16 protein-coding genes are annotated in these 16,175 nt (G+C 52.1%); 13 read left to right on the top strand and 3 right to left on the bottom strand.

The features are described from left to right. Positions 1 to 97 precede the first annotated feature (97 nt). The gene (locus PLA01S_RS20400; protein WP_127593787.1) at positions 98 to 709 is read right to left on the bottom strand and encodes a hypothetical protein; all 612 of its coding nucleotides are present in this window, start codon (positions 707 to 709) and stop codon (positions 98 to 100) included. Positions 710 to 948: 239 nt separating this feature from the next. On the opposite strand from PLA01S_RS20400, the gene PLA01S_RS20395 reads away from it, so the two are divergent. Continuing rightward, positions 949 to 2,580 (top strand): ATP-binding protein, encoded by a 1,632-nt coding sequence (locus PLA01S_RS20395; RefSeq protein ID WP_127593786.1) that lies wholly within the window; start codon positions 949 to 951, stop codon positions 2,578 to 2,580. A 128-nt stretch (positions 2,581 to 2,708) separates the two neighbouring features. Here the strand turns inward: PLA01S_RS20395 and tsaA are convergent, their stop codons facing one another. Together tsaA and PLA01S_RS20385 are read right to left on the bottom strand one after the other, a co-directional pair. After that, on the bottom strand, positions 2,709 to 3,167 hold the full coding sequence (gene tsaA, locus PLA01S_RS20390) for a tRNA (N6-threonylcarbamoyladenosine(37)-N6)-methyltransferase TrmO (protein WP_127593785.1): 459 nt from the start codon (positions 3,165 to 3,167) through the stop codon (positions 2,709 to 2,711). Between the two features lie 19 nt (positions 3,168 to 3,186). Beyond that, positions 3,187 to 3,987, bottom strand: a complete 801-nt coding sequence (locus tag PLA01S_RS20385) for an AraC family transcriptional regulator (RefSeq protein WP_127593784.1) — start codon at positions 3,985 to 3,987, stop codon at positions 3,187 to 3,189. Here PLA01S_RS20385 and PLA01S_RS20380 point away from each other — a divergent pair. From PLA01S_RS20380 to PLA01S_RS20330, 12 genes are all read left to right on the top strand, one after another. Beyond that, a complete protein-coding gene (locus PLA01S_RS20380) occupies positions 3,986 to 4,177 on the top strand; it encodes a hypothetical protein (RefSeq protein WP_127593783.1) in 192 nt (63 codons plus the stop codon). The genes PLA01S_RS20385 and PLA01S_RS20380 overlap by 2 nt on opposite strands. Positions 4,178 to 4,192: 15 nt before the next feature. Next, entirely contained in the window at positions 4,193 to 4,645 is a 453-nt protein-coding gene (locus PLA01S_RS20375; protein ID WP_127593782.1) for an SRPBCC family protein, read from the top strand. 351 nt (positions 4,646 to 4,996) lie between these two features. Beyond that, positions 4,997 to 6,328, top strand: coding sequence for a hypothetical protein (locus PLA01S_RS20370; RefSeq protein WP_127593781.1), 1,332 nt, complete (start codon positions 4,997 to 4,999; stop codon positions 6,326 to 6,328). Positions 6,329 to 6,795: 467 nt separating this feature from the next. Then, positions 6,796 to 7,890 carry a DUF4349 domain-containing protein gene (locus tag PLA01S_RS20365; protein WP_127593780.1) on the top strand — a complete coding sequence of 365 codons (1,095 nt, stop codon included), beginning with the start codon at positions 6,796 to 6,798 and terminating at the stop codon, positions 7,888 to 7,890. A 119-nt stretch (positions 7,891 to 8,009) separates the two neighbouring features. Further along, the gene (locus PLA01S_RS32870) at positions 8,010 to 8,144 is read left to right on the top strand and encodes a hypothetical protein (RefSeq protein WP_272868163.1); all 135 of its coding nucleotides are present in this window, start codon (positions 8,010 to 8,012) and stop codon (positions 8,142 to 8,144) included. 204 nt (positions 8,145 to 8,348) lie between these two features. Further along, the gene (locus tag PLA01S_RS20360; protein ID WP_100539907.1) at positions 8,349 to 9,365 is read left to right on the top strand and encodes an NAD-dependent epimerase/dehydratase family protein; all 1,017 of its coding nucleotides are present in this window, start codon (positions 8,349 to 8,351) and stop codon (positions 9,363 to 9,365) included. Beyond that, complete coding sequence (locus PLA01S_RS20355; RefSeq protein WP_127593779.1) at positions 9,365 to 10,447, top strand: dihydrodipicolinate synthase family protein; 1,083 nt, start codon at positions 9,365 to 9,367, stop codon at positions 10,445 to 10,447. Before PLA01S_RS20360 ends, PLA01S_RS20355 begins: the two co-directional genes overlap by 1 nt. A gap of 39 nt (positions 10,448 to 10,486) precedes the next feature. Then, the gene (sdaAB, locus tag PLA01S_RS20350; protein ID WP_100539909.1) at positions 10,487 to 11,170 is read left to right on the top strand and encodes an L-serine ammonia-lyase, iron-sulfur-dependent subunit beta; all 684 of its coding nucleotides are present in this window, start codon (positions 10,487 to 10,489) and stop codon (positions 11,168 to 11,170) included. Beyond that, entirely contained in the window at positions 11,167 to 12,099 is a 933-nt protein-coding gene (sdaAA, locus tag PLA01S_RS20345) for an L-serine ammonia-lyase, iron-sulfur-dependent, subunit alpha (protein ID WP_127593778.1), read from the top strand. Before sdaAB ends, sdaAA begins: the two co-directional genes overlap by 4 nt. A gap of 511 nt (positions 12,100 to 12,610) precedes the next feature. Then, positions 12,611 to 14,221 (top strand): ABC transporter substrate-binding protein, encoded by a 1,611-nt coding sequence (locus tag PLA01S_RS20340; protein ID WP_127593777.1) that lies wholly within the window; start codon positions 12,611 to 12,613, stop codon positions 14,219 to 14,221. A gap of 79 nt (positions 14,222 to 14,300) precedes the next feature. Then, a complete protein-coding gene (locus PLA01S_RS20335) occupies positions 14,301 to 15,266 on the top strand; it encodes an ABC transporter permease (protein WP_127593776.1) in 966 nt (321 codons plus the stop codon). Next, the gene (locus PLA01S_RS20330; RefSeq protein WP_127593775.1) at positions 15,260 to 16,141 is read left to right on the top strand and encodes a carbohydrate ABC transporter permease; all 882 of its coding nucleotides are present in this window, start codon (positions 15,260 to 15,262) and stop codon (positions 16,139 to 16,141) included. The genes PLA01S_RS20335 and PLA01S_RS20330 overlap by 7 nt, the downstream gene beginning before the upstream one ends. Positions 16,142 to 16,175: the final 34 nt, after the last annotated feature.

Raw genomic sequence — 16,175 nt, 5'->3', positions numbered from 1 at the left:
TCGGTTATCTCTTGACGTATGACATAGCTGAAGGCTTATGAAACGTTTGAGTCCGGACGCAAGATGTTAACGGCAGGGTAAGGATGGTGTGTTGGTATTATGGATGGTTGAGTGCGGCTATCAGGGAGGCGATGACGTTCTTCTCGTGATCATTCAGCGCCTTCTTCGTTTGCCACTGATCGAGTTCTTGTTTCACCTGTGAAACATCCTGGTAACCGAGCTGATACGCAATACTGGAAATGACGCTTTGCCTGTTAGCATCGTCACTCAAATCGGCGAGTGTTTGAACTACGCCCTCCATGTCTTTCGTAAACAATTCCCCCACGATGGCGGCATATTGTTCGGCAGAGGCACCGTCGAGATTGGTGGTTGCCAGAAACAGGCTCCTGTAATGTTCGGGTTTGATAAGGGACTGGTGGGTATACAGCAGCTCAAGAGTCTCCAATGTTTTGCCATTGCTCAGGCGGTTATATTCTGTCCAGTCCATGCCTTCCAATTGAGCAAGAATGTTCGTGACTTTATCCTCGGTACTCATGTCTTCTCCTTCATATAATGAAAATACGTTTTCCGCCGTACTGTTGTAGTCCGTCACTGCAGTTGTCGGAAGTTCAGATGATGGAGCCGGGGCTTCAGCTTGATTGCTCGAACAGGCTGTGACAAGAAATAGAACGGCCATGAGGAACAAGTAAGCCATATTGGGTTTGAACATGGATTCTCATCTCCTTTACATCCTAAACGGATATTTGCTGTAAATAGTTACATAAACAGGAGGAGAATATGAGAATATGTTTCCAAATATCTGCTTATCCCGTATACCTTGATAAATGTTAAGATGAAGGCTGCCATGTTCACATTCGATTAAGTTTTACTGGCAGGCTCCATCTGCCGATAAAAGTGATAGAATAAACGTTAGGTTACATTAAGTGGCAGTATGATAAAAAGGGGTATGTGGTTTTGGATAATCGATGTGGTGAAATAACCGATCAGGAGATCATTCAGCGAACTAAGCAGCAGTGTATAGACAAGGGGATGAACCCGGAGCTTCTTCCAACACATACGAATCGATTGAATGATGAGGTATTGGCCGCAAGGCGTGCAAAATATAAAGAATACATCGAAGTGATTCAAGTTTTCGTGAATAAGTTCCTTTCCTCCGGATCAGGAAATCCTGTCGTGATTACGATTACGGATAACGAGGGGTTCATTCTTGATATGGAAGGGGACCCGACCATCATCGAAACAGCCCGGTATTTGGGGATCACCGAGGGCAAAGGCTATTCCCAAGAAGACGGTCCAAGCTCAATTGATCTCTGTCTCCGGTACGAGCGGCCGTTTACGTTGATAGGAGAGGACCATTTTCATCACATTCTTCACCGCATGGCATGTTATTCGGCCCCCTTTCACGGTGAGGATGGGAAGGTGATCATAGGAACGATCTCTCTAATGACGAACAGGGAGTTTGTTCACCCGCATTTGCATGCTTTGTTGTGCACGATGGCCGATTCCCTGGAACGGGAGATGGTTACCCGCAAACAGAACACGCAGCTGCAAACCTTGAATCAGGTGCTCCTTGGAACGAATCATTATGGCGTGATCATTACCGATGCAAAGGGTCGGATTCTGGAGATGAACGAAACGAGCTTAAGCCTGCTGTGCCCGGACGACAGCACCCGAAACCGCACTCAATATGTGGGCCGCACGGTGTTCGGTATTAAGCCGATTGGCGAGTATTATGAGCGGGTGATACACCGGCAGCAAATCTGCATCGGAGAAGAGCTTTCGCTTGAGATATCGGGAACCATGAATCACTATATACTTGATGTTCAGCCTGCATATGGCCGTGAGGGACAGCTCATGCGGGTGGTAGGTTTTCTTCGTGATATTACAGAGATGAAGCGTACGGAGGAAGTGCTGCGGAATACGGAAAAGCTGGTGTTTGCCGGACAGGTTGCCGTAAGCATAGCCCATGAAGTGCGCAATCCCCTCACCACGGTGAAGGGGATGCTCCAGCTAGCGAATAAGGACGCCTGTCTTCGGCACTATGACCTGATCATGTCCGAGCTGGAGCGGGCCAATCTGATGGTAGGGGAATTTATGATTCTAGGCAAGCCCCAGGCTGCGGTCTGTAAGCTTGAGGATTGCGGTGAAATTCTGGAAGAGGTGCTTCACTTGTTTGCCATTCAGGCGGAGCTTGGCGGGATCGAGATGACCCAAAACATCGGGCAGAATGCAACGATTCTATGTGACCGGAACCAGATTAAGCAGGTTTTTCTTAATATTCTGAAGAATGCGATGGAAGCTTTGCCGCATGGCGGGAACATCCACATTCATCTGGATGTGCAGGAAGGATATCAACGCGTGATCTTTACGGACAACGGCTCCGGCATGACGGACGATGTGCTTCAGCGGATTGGGGAGCCTTTTCATACGACTAAGCCGGACGGCAATGGCCTTGGCATTATGATTGTCCACCGGATCATGGAGAGCCACAATGGCCGGATCGTCATCCGGAGCGAGGAAGAGCGGGGAACATCGGTTGAGATAAGTCTGCCGATCTCGAGTCAGAGCCCGTCTAGTTAAGCTGATTAACGATTAAGGTTATGCAGAATGATGTGATCAACAGAAACAGCGCTGACCAAGCCAGTCCCTTGAACCACAAGGACAGGCGCGGCAGCGCTGTTGTTTTTGTAGGATGAAGTACTTAATCATTATTCCCAGTAACGGGACATGATGTCTGTAGCCCATTCGGGCTGCTTGGTCTTCGTCTTCGGCAAAAATTCTTCCATGACAGGTTTGATATCAACGACGGGAGTCCCGTCTATGGCATCCAGCCCTTTAACGAAAACGGATCTGCACTCTCTGCTTACCAACTCCACTATGGTGGCTCCTAGCTTGTTGGGGCGGTTCTTGCCGCGCTGGGCGAAGATACCGACCTTGGGAAAGCTCGGATTATTTCGCGGATGTCTCGCCGCGTATTGGATGCTGTCGTCCTGGACGAGATGGAATACATAGATGATTTCAAGGTGGCTGAACGTTTCAATCCCATCCAGGGAGCTTTCATCCCATTCTTCGCCCAGCTTGATCTCCGAGATGACATCCCCCCAGTAATCATCCTGAATGGCCTTTCTTTCGTTATGGATCGTTCCGATCGCCTGTATCGTATACATACTGTTACCTCCCTTAGATTTATCGTTCCTTCATATAAACTTCGGGCGTTTTACCGATCACCGCTTTAAAATCCCGGATAAAATGCGACTGGTCATAATAACCCATATCCATGGCCAGCTCCAGCACATCCTGATGATCCAGGCCATCGAGCATTTCGGCGGCATTCTGCAGCCGGTACAGGCGAATCACCCATTTAGGGCTTACTCCGACGTATTGCTTGAACAGGCGCTGAAGTGATCTCGGGCTCATCTGGAACCATTCGCTAACCTGCTCGACCCGAATGATGTCCCGGTTGTGATGAATTTGATCGATCATGGTATGAATCCGCTCGATCTGTTCATCCTCTTCGGGAAGAATGCGGCGAATAAGCTCCTCCATGTACCTAACCTTTTGCTCCGGCTCCTCTGCGGTCAATAGCTGCTGCTCCAGCGTATGGGGCTCGACTTGGAGAATCTCCATGGTTCCTATGGAGGAATCCGTCAGACGGTCCATGGACGTGTTCACGAACGGATAGAATCCGCCGGGTCTGAACTTGATTCCGAATACTTGCCCTCTGCCCTCCAGATGGTGGGAGTGCCTGGTGCTGGATACGCCATAGAAAGCGGTTCGATGAGGCTGAACAACCATGTTGGCGCAAGGATTAGGAACAACATCCTGCAGATGAGGCTCCTGATCGGTTAAATCCCAATGAATGATCCAGTAATGCTTGATGAAATAGGAAAGGTCCCTGGATGGGGGAACTCGCAGGAGCTGGAACTTCTCTTCGGCTCTTTTCATGTTCAAGATGCCGAGACTGGGCTGATGAGGATACTGAATCATGGATATAAACACCTCCGATAACTCCGTAACAGGCCTGGAACGATGGACCACTGGCCCTCACACGGGACTTGAGCTTGAAGTGATTCCACAGGTTGCAGACTGTCGCATTTTTACAATACTTGGATCACAGCTGCTTGATAACATCATCATATCACAGGAGGACAAGCCGGTCTTACTGGATATTTCATGATGGGAGGAAACTAAAATGGAGCCGTTACAATATGAGTTTTATATCGGAGCTTCGCCGGAGAAGGTATGGGATGTCTTAACTTCGCCGGAGGGAACGCGGGCCACCTTTTTCGGGAGTGAGCTGAGGTCTTCTTTTCAAGTAGGAGAGCCTTACGCTTATGTGGGACCAGGGAATGACGGGGAGGAGACGGTTCATGTCTATGGGAATGTACTGGCTTATGAGCCGCAGAAGACACTGAGCCTCTCCGAGCATCCGGGTCCGTCGTATTACGCGAATCATGAGGAGCTGGAGTCCCGCATTACGTTCACCCTCGAGCCGGTAGGGAATTGTACCAAGCTGACGCTCGTCAATGATCAATACACGCCGGATCATCCGTCCCGCGCCAAGGCAGCGGACAGCTGGTGGATGGTCATGAGCATTCTGAAGACCTATGCGGAGACGGGGAAGACCCTGGATCTGGGCTGGTAGCCTTATGGTGAATAATCGGCATACGGTCGACAGCACCCAAGCATGCCCCGGACCGCGCAGTGTCATGATTTATGGATTCGTTATATAATCCAGGAAAGAAAGCCTATTAAAGAGCCGTAATGGCTCTTTTTTGTTGCTTTTGGGTATGTGTTTGTTCTGGCTCGCGGTGTCATGATGGTTGTCGCATGAGACACCAGGTCAACGCTCGGGCAGTACGCCGGGCGCATTCATTTATGCAGGTAGACTGCGTTTCACTTGCCAAATCTTCGGTAGCGGGTATGATTTAGGTATCCGTGCCGGCTTGCCGATAAGCGGCTTCTCGGCAATGGGAAAGATGGGAGTGAAGGAAACATGGTAGAGCGGAGGCAACTTCCTGTCCAGCAAATTCGTATCGGTATTATCGGAACCCAGACGATCGTTGATAAAATCATGAAGGTTATTGAAACCTTTCCTTCCTTTGACCCCGTGCCGCTTGTTTTTCAGGATGATGACGAAGCGCCGGCACTGGCTAAGCGGATCGGAGGCGAGGTTGAGGTGTTGTTCCTCTCGGATCCGCTGTCTCAGCGCAAGGTGAAGGAGCTTGGACAGGTCTTCATCCCTGTGCATTATGTCCCCGTCACGGACGCGGGTTTATATAAAGCGCTGTTCCATGCCGGGCAGCGGGGAAGACTGGGTGGCGGCATATCGGTGGATACTTTAACCGAGACGATGGTGGTCCGGACGATAAGGGATCTGGGTATCCCGGCTGTACAAGCTGTTATTTACGATGGACCGGCTTATGCCCCGAAGGGGAAGCTGATTGATTTTCACCGTCTTCACTATGAATCCGGCGGGTGCTCCGTTGCGTTCACGGGCGTGGAATCGGTGGCCCATGAGCTGACGAGGCTTGGGGTCCCTAATGAGTGGCTGCTGCCTTCCGATCAGGATATCGTGGTATCGCTGGAGCGGGCTTTGCTGTCCACGGCATCCCGCCGGAGCAGGGAAGGTCAGATCGTGGTCGGGATGATCAATATAGATGATTTTGGAACCCAGGCGTTAAGACGGAATAATGAGCACGAGGTGCAGAAGCTGAAGCTGGATATTCACCGGATGGTGCTCGATTATGTGGAATCGCTGGACGGCTATTTGACCCATCTGGGCGGGGACGAGTATCTGTTCTTCACGACGCGCGGCATCTTTGAACGGGAAACCGGCGGCTACAAAACGATTCCCTTGGCCAAAGACGTGAACAAAACCTATGGTATCTCGCTCAGTATCGGCATGGGTTTCGGCCAATCGGCGAGCATGGCGGGAACCAATGCTCGCATTGCGATGCGGAAATCAAAGGAGGTTGGCGGCAACGCCTGTTTTATTGTCCGCGAGGATGGAACGCTGATAGGACCGCTGGAGATGGCAGACCCTGTGCAGGAGGTGCTGTCTTTTACGGATGCAGAGCTGATCAAGCGGGCAGAGGACGCCGGAATGACGAGCGCCTATTTAAGCAAGCTGCTGAACCAGCGTGCCCGTTCGGGTAAATATGAATACAAGGTCCATGAGCTAGCTCACCTGCTGGACATTACCGTCCGCAGTGCACATCGGCTGCTCCAGCTGTGGACCGACAATGATCTGGTCGAGATTGCTGGAATCGAAAAGGTGCCCAGAGGAAGGCCAAGGCAAATCTTCAGATTTACGTTTTTGGAGTAGCGCTGCGAAATTGCTTTGGGAACGGGCGCCTCTTCCGTTATGCGACGGAGGAGGCGCTTTTCCTGCGCCGTTTTTTGAACGAAAAAGGCGCGCTGGTGCCATATCGACATGTCGAATACGGTCCAGGTCGGCCAATATAGTGTCCGTTAATTCGTCGCGATAAACTCCAGCTTCATGATTTCCCTCCTCTATCGCTTGATGCCGACTGTTCGGAAACGAAGTTGCAAAATGACAGGCTATCTGCCGGGAGAGTTCCGGAAAAGCTGCAGGCCAGTTTGAACATCCCGGTGTGCATTGACAATGACCTTCGTACTTACCGTATACGGCGAAGCGATGCATGGAGCGGGCAAGGGTTTCTCGAAGTAATGGCCCCGCTTTAATAATTTTTTTAGCGCGACCGCAACCTTCCATATGATGGAACCGTTAGTAGATAAAATGGAAGAATCCATCTTTAAGGGGGTTAAAGTATGAGAAAGCGGGGTTCATGGATCGCTGCGTTGATGCTTACCGTATTGCTGGTCAGCGGCTGCTCTTCGGGTTCTCAAGACAAAAGCGCCGGAGGTGCCGCGCCCGTCGAACCGCAAGCAACATCGACGGATCAAGCCTCAAACAAAACAGATGGAGGTGCGGCGGAAGCCGAAAGCGATACGGCGGTTACGAGCAAGAACAGCGCCGAGGAGCCGGCATCGGTGGTTGCCGAGCTTCCGAATATGCCATCGCCTGCCCAGACTTCCGGCGCAGGGTTTAACTCGCAGGATTTGTCAAGCGGTCTCAACCAAAAGCTGATGTACAAAGCGAATATCGTGATGGAGATTCAGGACTATGGAAAAGCGCAGTCGGAAGTCCGGAACTCGGTGACGCTCTCCGGCGGTTATATCGTTAATTTCAGCGAAACCCAGTCCAGCAGCGAAAAAGGCGGCACGTTTATTGTGAAAGTTCCTGCAAACGGTTTCTCCTCCTTTATAGACCGTTTGGAGAACATTGCGCATGAAAACCTGCAGCGAAGCATCGAAGGGCAGGACGTGACCGAGGAATACGTCGATTTGGAATCCAGGCTCAAGGCCAAGCAAATCATGGAGGAGCAGTACGTCGCCTTCATGAAAAAAGCGACCAAAACGACTGACCTTGTCGCTTTTGCCAACGAGCTGGAGCGTATTCAATCGGAAATCGAGCAGATGAAAGGCCGGATGCGTTACATTGACCAAAACGTGTCTTACTCCACGGTGGAAATCCGGCTTTACGAGACGCCCCCAAAAAAGGATGATCCCAAACCGTCCGCCATTCAGGCGCCGCTCGGGCAGCGGGTTTCCGAAGCTTTTCAGGGCAGCATCGACGTGATCACCATCATCGTCCAATGGATTATCGTCATCCTTTCAGGCTCGCTTCCCGTATTGGTCATCGCGGCCTTCGTTCTGATCATCCTATGGCTGGCGCGAAAATCGGGTCAGCGGAAAAGGGAAGAGGCAGCCCGAATACGAAAGCTGCTCAATAACGGGCCGACATCTGAGCAAGGGCGCGTGGAAGGCCATGAGAACGAGGAAAAACGATTGAAAGACGAATAACGGCAGGAACAGATTCGAAACGGCAGAAAATCCAGAGGAAGGCCAAGGCAAATCTTCAGATTCACCTTTCTGGAATAGGATATCAGATATGTACTATAATGGAATCCGAGGTGATCGTGATGAATAAAACGAAGGTCAAATTTACTCGGTTTGAGAAAATCGTCATTTTCACGATGCTGGGGCTGGCTGCCTCCTTTATCGCTGCCTTCTTTGTGCTTCGATATATCGTGCTGAACGTTTCGTTTGCTCCCTGAGACCAGGGGGCTTTTTTTCTGTGTGGTCATGATGAATTATGAGTCTATCGCAAAGGCCCTGGTAAAATCCCCATTTCCCGCTGGTGAGCCGCCGAAACGGAGTAGTGCATCTCTATCTATTTAAAGACGATTTAAAGATTTGTCTTTATATCAAGCGGAGCCGTATGATGAAGATGAATCATCAATCGGAGGAGGAGATTGTTTATGTTAACCGTTGCAGAATTAGAAGCGAAGCTGGCTGAGCCTTCAGCACAGCTTGTAGCCGATCTGGCGTCTTTGGAGGGGGATATCCTTGTCCTGGGTGTTGGGGGGAAAATGGGTCCGAGCCTTGCAAGGCTGGCTGCTAACGCCGTACGCGAAGGCGGTGGCGGCAAACGGATCATCGGCGTATCCCGTTTCTCGAACCAGGAGGCCAGACGCGAGCTGGAGGAGGCGGGCGTCCAGACGATTTCGTGCGACCTGCTGAACGATGTTGAACTGCAGCAGCTGCCCGAGGCTCCGAACGTGATCTACATGGCGGGCAATAAATTCGGCACGACTGGTCGCGAATATTTTACTTGGGCAATGAACTCGTATTTGCCAGGCCGGGTGGCCGAGAAATTCAAGCAATCTCGAATGGTGGTGTTCTCGTCGGGGAATGTGTATCCGTTCTCACCAGTGGGCAGCGGCGGAGTCAACGAATCCGTAGCGCCGGAGCCGGTTGGAGAGTATGCGCAGTCCTGTCTTGGCAGAGAGCGCGTCTTTGAGTACTTCTCCCACCAGAATGGTACGCCGATGGCGATTTACCGTCTGAATTACGCCATTGATATGCGGTACGGCGTTCTGCATGAGCTCGCCAGATCGATCCACGAGGACCGGCCGATTCACCTGGCGATGGGGCATGCGAATATTATATGGCAAGGGGATGCCAACGAGATGGCGCTCCGTTCGCTCCTGCATTGCAGCTCGCCTCCCGAAATCATCAACATCACCGGACCGGAGACGATGTCGATTCGCTGGGCGGCACAGGAATTGGCGGCACGGATGGGCAAGGAAGTGACCTTTACGGGTACGGAATCCGAGACCGCACTCCTGAACAATGCTGCGAAATCCCACCAGCTGTTCGGTTATCCGAAGGTGTCTCTGCTGCAGATGCTGGACTGGACCGCAGCATGGGTGCAATCCGGCGGCGAGAGCTGGAATAAGCCGACTCACTTCCAAGAGAGAAAGGGGAAATTCTAATGAGCGGACAGGTTCCTGCAACTCAGCATTTGGCCTCCGAGAAGCTTAAAGCCCTTCATGAAGGGCTCGTCATTCCGGCGCACCCGCTGGCTTTGGACGAGAACCGGAAGCTGGATGAACGCCGCCAGCGGGCATTAACCCGCTATTATGCGGCATCCGGTGCGGGCGGTGTGGCGGTCGGCGTTCATTCGACCCAATTCGAGATCCGCGACAAAGGCATTGACTTGTATGAACCCGTGCTGCGGCTCGCGGCGGAAGAGGTCCGCAAGGCAGAGCTTGACCGGCCCTTCATGATGGTGGCCGGCGTGTGCGGCCCCACGGAGCAAGCCGTGGAGGAAACGGAGATCGCTCGCAAGCTCGGTTACGATGCCGTCCTGCTCAGCATGGGCGGGTTAAGCGGCTGGAGCGAAGAGGATATTCTGAAGCGCACGGAGGAGATTGCGAAGAGGATGCCGGTGATCGGTTTTTATCTCCAGCCATCGGTTGGCGGCAAAATCTTCTCCTTTGACTTCTGGCGGTCCTTCGCCGAAATTCCGAATATCGTTGCGATCAAGATGGCTCCCTTCAACCGCTACCAGACGATTGACGTCGTTCGTGCGGTCTGTTATTCGAGCCGGAGAGATGACATTGCGCTCTATACGGGGAACGATGATAACATCGTTAATGATTTGCTGACGACGTATCAATTCCAAGTGGACGGAACGTTGGTCGCCAAGCCAATCGTCGGGGGTCTGCTCGGTCATTGGGCGGTCTGGACCAAGAAGGCGGTGGAGCTGCTGGAAGAGATCAAGGAGGCGCGCACACAGGATCAATTCGCGAAGGAATGGCTGACACGCAATGTGGAGATTACCGACTCCAATGCAGCCTTTTTTGATCCCGCCCATCAGTTTGCAGGCTGCATTCCGGGCATCCATGAGGTGCTCCGCAGGCAGGGGCTGCTGCAAGGCACATGGTGCCTGAATCCGCATGAAACGCTGTCTCCCGGCCAATCGGAAGAGATTGACAGAGTCTACAGAGACTATCCGCATCTGAACGATGACGATTTTATTCGGGAGCACTTGGAAAGTTGGCTGGCGGACTGATACAATGAGTGCAGAATAGTCGAAAGTGGGGAATCGCGCATGCGGTTTAAAGATGTGTTTTCTATTATTGGGCCCAGCATGGTGGGGCCGTCCAGCTCTCATACCGCTGGGGCCGTGCGGATCGGAAGAGCTGCGCGGCGCATATTTGGAGCATTCCCCGATCAGGCGGAAATTGTATTCTATGGATCCTTTGCCGAAACCTACCGCGGCCACGGCACCGATCTGGCTGTCGTGGGCGGACTGCTTGATTTTGCCACGGACGATATGCGCATCCGGAATTCGATCGAGCTTGCCGAAGCGGCAGGCATTGAACTTACCTTCAAGACGGCACAGAATGTGGCCTTTCACCCGAATACCGTGGAGCTGAGGCTGACGGACGGTGATCATACCGATGTCATTGCAGGCGCTTCCATTGGCGGAGGCAGCGTGGAAATGCTGCGCGTGAACGGCTTTGACGTCAAGTTTACGATGAATTATCCGGTGCTGCTGGTCTTTCATGACGATACGCCGGGCATGGTCGCGCATATCACCCGGCTCCTGGAGGCCGGCGGCGTCAACATTGCCTATATGGACGTGGACCGCAAGGGAAGGGGCGGCGATGCCATGACGGTGGTGGAGTCGGACGAAGCGGTTCCGGCCGAGCTGATGAAGCATATCGAAGGACTGCCGAGCGTGCACCGCGTCGTCGTTGCGGATTTGACAGTAGAGGAGGCGCAGTCATGAAGTTTTCTACGCTGGAGCAGATCATCGCATGCTGCCGGGAGGATCAGGTTACGATCGGCCAGCTGATGCTGAATGAACAGATCAAGGAAACGGGAAAAAGCCGGGACGAAACGTTCAAGCAAATGGGGGATTACTACGGCATCATGAAGGAAGCGGTGCACCGGGGGATCCATGAACCCGTCCCTTCCAAAAGCGGCCTGACCGGCGGCGATGCCGTGCGTGTCCATCAATATATGAGCAGCGGGGTACCCGCGCTCGGTACCGACGCTTGCACGGCGCTGGCCTACGCCCTGTCCGTGTCCGAGGTGAATGCCTCCATGGGGCGCATCGTGGCTACGCCGACAGCGGGCTCTTGCGGCATTATTCCCGGGGTGTTCGTCAGCACCCAGGAACGCTTCGGCTGGGAAGACGAGCATTTGGTGATGGGGCTGTTCAGCGCTGGCGCGATCGGCTACGTCATTGCCAACAATTCGTTTATTTCCGGCGCGGAGGGCGGCTGTCAGGCTGAAGTTGGCTCAGCTATCGGTATGGCGGCAGGCGCATTGACGGAGCTGCGGGGCGGCACGCCGGAGCAGGCTGTTCATGCCGTGGGGCTCGCGCTCAAGAATTCCTTGGGACTTATCTGTGACCCGGTTGGAGGGCTTGTCGAGATTCCTTGCATCGTGCGCAACGGCTTCGGCGCGGTGACGGCGCTGGCGGCATCGGATATGGCGCTTGCCGGCGTGCGCAGCGTCATTCCATCGGATGAAGTGATTGACGTGATGCTGGAAGTCGGCACGGCCATGCCGTCCAAGCATAGGGAAACGGCGAAGGGCGGACTTGCGCAGACGCCGACCGGCAAAAAGATCCTGAAGGATCTGTACGGCAAGGAAGGCAAGAAATTAAGGGAAAAGGGTGCCAAAGCCAAGAAAGACGAAACCGGTGATTGATTTCACACCCATTTTCCTATAACGCCTAAGACGTTTTGCTTCTTTAAGGTACGATGAGGAAGAGAAGAAATTTAACATGCTCCGTGAGGGATTTCGTGATGAAACCCCTCTATTTTTTTTATCTATTTCTACCGCTTTAGCAATTTCCACATGCCTAAAAAGCCTGATACTATGCGGGTTTTCGGCATTTTATCCGCTTGGACGAGAAAAAACAGCATCTCGCCGAAATACGCTTCTTTACGAATCGTGGAAGCGTTTTTATGATGTGGATGGGTAGAAAATTCCGTGCCGGACGATCGGTATCGGATACCTGATCATTTTAGAATATTCCCTGCGCTCAGCTAGGGATCTTCGTCAACAAGGAGGAATGATAGGAAGCATCTTGCATTTGTAACGAGGACCGTATGAGTAAGCAAAGACACACAGATGAGAAGAAATGACGGGGGTAGAGTAGCGATCGCACAGATTCAGTCAGCCACAATCAAATGATGGATTTAGAGGAGGAACGCACATGACAAGAAAGTGGTTTCGTATGGCACTCGTGTTCACACTAATCATTTCGATCTTGGCCGCATGCAGCGGAGGAGATAAAGGGGCAGCTCCCGAGAAGGGCGGAGACACAGCGCCACCTCCAACGGCACCGGCAGATCCGAATCAATATGGGGATACTGGAGGTCTCGCGCTTCCATTGGTCGATAAACCGACAACAATCAATTGGATGGTCGTCAGCGAGAAAACCGACCTGAACGATTCCTTGCTTGCCAAGGAGATTGAGAAGCGAACCGGAATCAAAGTGAATTTCCAAGCCTATTCTTCGGCTACGTTTCAAGACAAACTGAAAGTAACCGTTGCCTCCGGCAAGCTCCCGGATATTATCCACGGGCTGACGCCTCCGGAGCTGAAGAAGATCGGCAAGCAGAAGGCGGTCGTTGCCATCAACGAATATCTCGACATGCTGCCGAACTTCAAAAAGATGTATGTCGATGAGAATCCGTGGGTCATTCCGTCCTACGGAGACGAATCCGGAAACATCTATACCTGGCCCGTTGCAAACATCAACCGTGACGTCAACCACGGCTTCCTGTACCGTAAAGATATTTTCGACGAGCTCGGCATCAAGGAATGGACAAATACCGACGAATTCTATCAGGCTCTCAAAAAATTGAAAGAAGCTTATCCGGACTCCTATCCTTACGCTTCCAAGACGAAGGAGCACATTTTCCGCGATTGGGCCTTCGGCTGGGGAATCGGCGGAGCCAACTATCCGACGTATTACGACGAGACGGCCAAGGTATGGAAGTACGCTACCATACAGCCCGAGCATAAAGAAATGCTGGATTTCATGAAGAAGCTGTACAACGAGGGACTCCTTGATCCGGAATTCATGACGGACACCGACGATTCCTGGACGGCGAAAATGACGTCAGGCAATAAATCCTTTGTGACCTATGACTGGATCGGACGTTTGGACCTGTTCTACAACCAGGTCAAGGATCAAAATTCGAACTATGATCTGCGATACGGCAATCCGGTTGGACCGACCGGCAACGGCAAGACGATCGAGAGCATTACGAACGGCTTCAGCATCGCGGTAGCGAACAACGACAACAAGGAAGCTTCCCTGAAGCTGCTCGATTACCTGACGAGCCCGTCCGGCGCCACGCTGGTGACGATGGGCGTAGAAGGCGAGACGTTCAAGATGGAAGGGGATAAGGCCGTCTATCCGGAGCTGACTGACGTGCCGCTGGTGGATATCAGCGTGCTGGAGGACCGTTACGGCCTGTGGCTGCAAGGTTTATATGTCAATTCCGATAAGCGCAGCGTGTACTTCAATTATACGGAAAAGGAACAGGAGGCTCAGGATAAGCTCCTGAACGGCAATAAATTCGAGCCGCTGGATCCGGTCGTGAATTTTACGGATGACGAAACCGCAACGATTGCGGAAATCCAAACCTCACTGAAGAAACTGGCGGATGAATTTAACGCGAAATACATTCTGAACAAAAATTACGGTGATGCCGAATGGCAGCAATGGCAGGCTCAGGCTGAGAAGCAGGGAGCCAAGCAGATCGTCGATATTTTCAACGCAGCCCAGAAGAGATTGGATGAAGCTACGAAATAATCTGCAGAAGAAATAGGAGTGATGGCGGCATCCGGGTACCATGCCCGGGTGCTGCTCATCATCTTAAGGAGGGAACACCATGTCAAGTGCAGGGACAGAGACAAAACTGGCCAACCCCCGCGGCGGGCTTGGGAGAAGAATGGTTTCGGCCTTTCAGCATATGAAGCGGGATAGACAGCTGTTGATTCTGTTTATCCCGTGCCTGTTGTTTTACGTTATTTTTCGTTACGGGCCCCTGTACGGCTTAATCATTGCCTTCAAGGACTACAGCGTATTTACCGGCATCATGGAGAGCGACTGGGTGGGGTTCAAGCATTTCGAGAAATTTTTCAGCAGTCCCGATTTCTGGCTGTTGTTCAAGAATACGCTGCTTCTCGGCGTATATAATCTGATTTTCGGCTTTCCTTTTCCCATCATTCTGGCGATTCTCCTCAACGAGGTCAGAGTGAAATGGTTCAAAAAGTCGGTTCAAACGCTCAGCTATCTCCCTTCGTTCCTGTCGGTGGTCATTATAAGCAGCATGATTATCGACTTCCTGTCGCCCAATCAGGGGATCATTAACCAGCTCATCGCGGCGTTAGGTTTTGAAAAGACGTATTTTCTCATTGAACCGAGCTGGTTTAGAACCATCTATGTTTCATCGGATATCTGGGCAACCGTCGGTTATGAGGCCATCATCTATATGGCTGCGATCGCCGGGATCAGCCCGTCGCTTTACGAAGCGGCCAAGGTGGATGGTGCCAAAAGGCGTCACATGATCTTCAGAATCACGATTCCTGCCATTCTTCCAACGATTATTATCATGTTTGTTTTGAAGACGGGGTCGATGCTTCGGATCGGATACGAGAAGGTACTGCTGCTTTATAATCCGATGACCTACGAGGTAGCGGACGTATTCTCGACTTATGTCTACCGGAAAGGTCTTCTGGAGAGCAATTATAGCTATGGCGCAGCCGTGGGCTTGTTCGAAGCCGTTGTCGCCATGATATTGCTGCTGTCCTCCAACTACTTCAGCAAGAGATTGGGAGGTAGCGGACTATGGTAAACAACAAACGATTCAGCCTTCGGAATATCTCGTTATTCGGCATCATCAACACGCTGATTCTGACATGCCTTGCCATTATTACCGTGTATCCCGTCGTATATATCACCGCCGTTTCCCTCAGCGCGACTTCCGAAGTGGTGCAGGGGAATATCACCTTGTTTCCCAAGGGTTTTAATCTGGACGCCTATGCCCAGGTGCTGAACGATGACCGGGTGCCGCGCGCCTACCTGAACACGATTTTTTATACCGCGCTCGGTACGGTCATTAACCTGCTGCTTACGGCAGTAGCGGCATATCCGCTCGCACGCAAAAATTTTTTCGGGCGCAAGTTTTTCCTGCTGGCGATCATCATGACCATGTTCCTGAATCCGGGGATCATTCCGAACTACCTGATCGTATCCGAGCTTGGCCTGCTGGACAGCGTATGGGCACTCGTGCTTCCGAATGCGATCTGGACCTTTGAGCTGTTAATCCTCAAAAGCTTTTACGAGAATATGTCGGAATCCCTGCGCGAGGCGGCCGTTGTCGACGGCGCTTCCGAGTACCGCATCCTGTTCCAGATCGTGCTTCCGCTGTCCAAACCGGCGCTGGCCTCGATCGGCCTGTTTTACTTCATGGGCCATTGGAACAGCTTCTTTATCCCGCTGATTTATCTGAACGATGCGAATATGTATCCGCTCCAGGTCGTGCTTCGGGATATGCTGATTTTCAGCGAGAACGGAAGCAACCCGAGTCTGGTGGATGCGTCGGCGCTCGCTCCGCAAGCCATGAAGAATGCGACGATTGTGCTGTCGATGATTCCGGTGCTGCTGATCTATCCGTTTGCCCAGAAGTATTTTGCTAAAGGGGTTATGCTTGGTTCCGAAAAGGGATGACGGGAAGGTGCCCGGGGCTTTCATGTTGAATATG

Source organism: Paenibacillus lautus NBRC 15380 (assembly GCF_004000945.1).
In the GTDB taxonomy this organism is placed as follows: domain Bacteria; phylum Bacillota; class Bacilli; order Paenibacillales; family Paenibacillaceae; genus Paenibacillus_AQ; species Paenibacillus_AQ lautus.
The sequence above is the reverse complement of the archived record's forward strand: the minus strand, read 5'-3'. Positions and strand labels throughout refer to the sequence as shown.

What these genes read in the sequence shown, in the direction of transcription:
- PLA01S_RS20360 (WP_100539907.1), top strand. Translation starts at nt 8,349, where the DNA reads ATGTTAACCGTTGCAGAATTAGAAGCGAAGCTGGCTGAGCCTTCAGCA.
- PLA01S_RS20385 (WP_127593784.1), bottom strand. Translation starts at nt 3,987, where the DNA reads ATGATTCAGTATCCTCATCAGCCCAGTCTCGGCATCTTGAACATGAAA.
- PLA01S_RS20370 (WP_127593781.1), top strand. Translation starts at nt 4,997, where the DNA reads ATGGTAGAGCGGAGGCAACTTCCTGTCCAGCAAATTCGTATCGGTATT.
- PLA01S_RS20380 (WP_127593783.1), top strand. Translation starts at nt 3,986, where the DNA reads ATGGATATAAACACCTCCGATAACTCCGTAACAGGCCTGGAACGATGG.
- PLA01S_RS20355 (WP_127593779.1), top strand. Translation starts at nt 9,365, where the DNA reads ATGAGCGGACAGGTTCCTGCAACTCAGCATTTGGCCTCCGAGAAGCTT.
- PLA01S_RS20375 (WP_127593782.1), top strand. Translation starts at nt 4,193, where the DNA reads ATGGAGCCGTTACAATATGAGTTTTATATCGGAGCTTCGCCGGAGAAG.
- PLA01S_RS20365 (WP_127593780.1), top strand. Translation starts at nt 6,796, where the DNA reads ATGAGAAAGCGGGGTTCATGGATCGCTGCGTTGATGCTTACCGTATTG.
- PLA01S_RS32870 (WP_272868163.1), top strand. Translation starts at nt 8,010, where the DNA reads ATGAATAAAACGAAGGTCAAATTTACTCGGTTTGAGAAAATCGTCATT.
- sdaAB (WP_100539909.1), top strand. Translation starts at nt 10,487, where the DNA reads ATGCGGTTTAAAGATGTGTTTTCTATTATTGGGCCCAGCATGGTGGGG.
- PLA01S_RS20335 (WP_127593776.1), top strand. Translation starts at nt 14,301, where the DNA reads ATGTCAAGTGCAGGGACAGAGACAAAACTGGCCAACCCCCGCGGCGGG.
- sdaAA (WP_127593778.1), top strand. Translation starts at nt 11,167, where the DNA reads ATGAAGTTTTCTACGCTGGAGCAGATCATCGCATGCTGCCGGGAGGAT.
- tsaA (WP_127593785.1), bottom strand. Translation starts at nt 3,167, where the DNA reads ATGTATACGATACAGGCGATCGGAACGATCCATAACGAAAGAAAGGCC.
- PLA01S_RS20400 (WP_127593787.1), bottom strand. Translation starts at nt 709, where the DNA reads ATGTTCAAACCCAATATGGCTTACTTGTTCCTCATGGCCGTTCTATTT.
- PLA01S_RS20330 (WP_127593775.1), top strand. Translation starts at nt 15,260, where the DNA reads ATGGTAAACAACAAACGATTCAGCCTTCGGAATATCTCGTTATTCGGC.
- PLA01S_RS20340 (WP_127593777.1), top strand. Translation starts at nt 12,611, where the DNA reads ATGACAAGAAAGTGGTTTCGTATGGCACTCGTGTTCACACTAATCATT.